The organism is Hansschlegelia zhihuaiae (assembly GCF_004103825.1).
GTDB classification, from domain to species: Bacteria; Pseudomonadota; Alphaproteobacteria; order Rhizobiales; family Methylopilaceae; genus Methylopila; species Methylopila zhihuaiae.
In genome coordinates, this window is sequence record NZ_RYFI01000009.1 from 120,176 (window position 1) to 122,605 (window position 2,430).

The window sequence follows — 2,430 nt, forward strand, 5'->3', positions numbered from 1 at the left end:
GAGAGGCCGGCCCGCGTTGACCCTCCGGCCCTCGGGCGTTAAGCGCTCCGCGCGTCCATGACCAACCTCCTCTCCATCGTCCTGCCGACCTTCGGGCTGATCGGCCTCGGCTATGCGGCCGGGCGGCTCAAGCTGCTGGGCGAGCGCGCCGGCGACGGGCTGTCGGACTACGTGCTGCTGATCGCGGTGCCGTCGCTGATCTTCCGGACGCTCGCGACCGGCGAGATCCCGGCTCAGAACCCCTATGGCTACTGGATCGCCTATTTCGCCGGCGTCGGACTCTGCTGGGCGGCCGCGATGGCCGTCGCCATGACGGCGTTCGGGCGCGACCGGCGCGAGGGCGCTGTGCTCGGCTTCACGGCGGCGCAGTCCAACACCGTGCTGGTCGGCGTGCCGCTGATCCTCGAGGTCTATGGCGAGGCGGGCGGCACGCCGCTCTTCCTGCTGCTCGCCATCCATCTGCCGATCATGATGACGGTCGCGGCGCTGCTGATCGAATCCGCGGCCGTCGACGCCAAGCCGGCCGCGATCGCGCGGCGGCTCCTGCGCACCATCGTCACCCACCCCATCATCCTGGCGCTCGCCGCGGGGCTCGCAGCGCAGCGCCTCGGGCACCCGCCGACCGGCGCACTCAGATCGGTGATCGACCAGCTCTCGGCGACCGCAAGCCCCTGCGCGCTGGTCGCCATGGGCCTTGCGCTCAAGCGCTTCGGCTTCTTCAACGACATGCGCGCCGTCGCGGTCGTCTCGGCGCTGAAGCTCGTGGTCCATCCCTTCATCGTGTGGCTGCTCGCCTTCCACGTGCTGGACGTTCCGCCGGTCTGGGCCGGCGTCGCGGTGCTGTTCGCCGCCATGCCCTGCGGCATCAACGCCTATCTGATCGCCGCCCGCTACAAGACCGGCGAGCCGGCCACCTCCTCGGCGATCGCGGTCTCGACCGCGCTGTCGGTCGTGACCGTGTCGGTCTGGCTGCTGGTGATCGGCGCGGCGTGAGAAGGAGCTTGCAATGACCGACCTCGTCGAAGACCACTTCACGCTCGGCGAAGGCGCGTCCTCCCGTGAGATCGCGATCCTGCGCCGGGACGGGACCGGCCCCTGCGTGGTCTGGCTCGGCGGCTTCCTGTCCGAGATGACAGCCACCAAGGCCACCGCGCTCGACGCGTGGGCCGCCGAGGCCGGCCGCGCGATGCTGCGGTTCGACTATTCGGGCCACGGCGCCTCGGGCGGGCGTTTCGAGGACGGGACCATCGGCCAGTGGCTCGAGGATTCGGTCGCGGCGATCGAGCGGTTCGCCGGCGAGGCCCCGGTGCTCGTCGGCTCGTCGATGGGCGGCTGGATGGCGCTGCTCGCCGCCCGCGCCATGGCCCGGCCGCCCGCGGGCCTGGTGCTGATCGCGCCCGCGGTCGACTTCACCGAGGACCTGATGTGGGCGCTGTTCTCCGAAGAGGTCCGCACGACCATCCTGTCCGAGGGCGTCTGGCGCAAGCCAAGCGAGTATTCCCCAGAGCCAACGCCCATCACCCGCCGGCTGATCGAGGAAGGTCGCGCGCATCTGATGCTCGGCGGCCCGATCCGCGCGCGCTGCCCGGTCCACATCCTGCAGGGCATGGAGGACCCCGACGTGCCCTGGGCCCACGCGCTGAAGCTGGTCGAGCGGCTCGCCGAGGACGACGTGGTCGTGACGCTGATCAAGGACGGCGACCACCGGCTGTCGCGCCCTGAGGATCTACAGCGCGTCATCGAAGCCGTGGACGGCATCGCGGAGCGCACCTGAGGGGCTCGCATCCGGCGAATCGCCGTGTCTAAAGTCGACCGCCGCCGATTCGCGACGGTTGATTTGGTCCGGTCCGAGTTCGTCCGAGATGTCGCTGTTCCGCGCCTTTCGTTCAAAGCCGCTGCTGACGCTCCCGGACGCGCGGGTGAGCGAGGACGCGTTCGTGCTGCCGACCCGGCTCGGCAAGGTTTCGGTCGCGATCCGCCGCAGCAGCCAAGCGCGCCGCATGACGCTCAGGGTGCGCTCGGCCACGCGCGACGTCACCCTCACGCTGCCGGCCCGCACCTCGGTCTCCGCGGCGCACGACTTCGTCCGCCGCCATGTCGGCTGGATCGAGCAGCGGCTGGCGCGCCTGCCCGAGCGCGTCCCCTTCCTGCCGGGCGAGCTCATTCCGCTGCGCGGCGAGGGCCGGCGCATCGTGCTGGGCGACGGCATGCGCGGCCTCGTGCGTCTGGAGCCGGGCCTGCGCGGCGAAGAGCCGGTGATCGCGGTGCACGGCCTGCCCGAGCACGCGCCGCGCCGCGTCGCGGACTTCCTGAAACGCGAGGCGCGCGCCGACCTGCTGGCGGCGGTCGACCGCCACGCCGCGGCGCTCGGCGTCTCGGTCGGCCGCGTCACCATCAAGGACACGACGAGCCGCTGGGGCTCCCGCCCGC

Annotated in this window: 3 protein-coding genes; all 3 read left to right on the top strand. The window is 71.7% G+C overall.

All coding sequences use genetic code 11. The annotated features are described in order from the left end of the window. Window positions 1-57 precede the first annotated feature (57 nt). Complete coding sequence (locus EK403_RS10985) at window positions 58-993, top strand: AEC family transporter (protein WP_128777535.1); 936 nt, start codon at window positions 58-60, stop codon at window positions 991-993. Between the two features lie 13 nt (window positions 994-1,006). Further along, window positions 1,007-1,774 carry an alpha/beta hydrolase gene (locus tag EK403_RS10990; RefSeq protein WP_128777536.1) on the top strand — a complete coding sequence of 256 codons (768 nt, stop codon included), beginning with the start codon at window positions 1,007-1,009 and terminating at the stop codon, window positions 1,772-1,774. A gap of 88 nt (window positions 1,775-1,862) precedes the next feature. Beyond that, a partial coding sequence (locus tag EK403_RS10995; RefSeq protein ID WP_245479637.1) for a M48 family metallopeptidase occupies window positions 1,863-2,430 on the top strand: 568 nt, incomplete at its 3' end.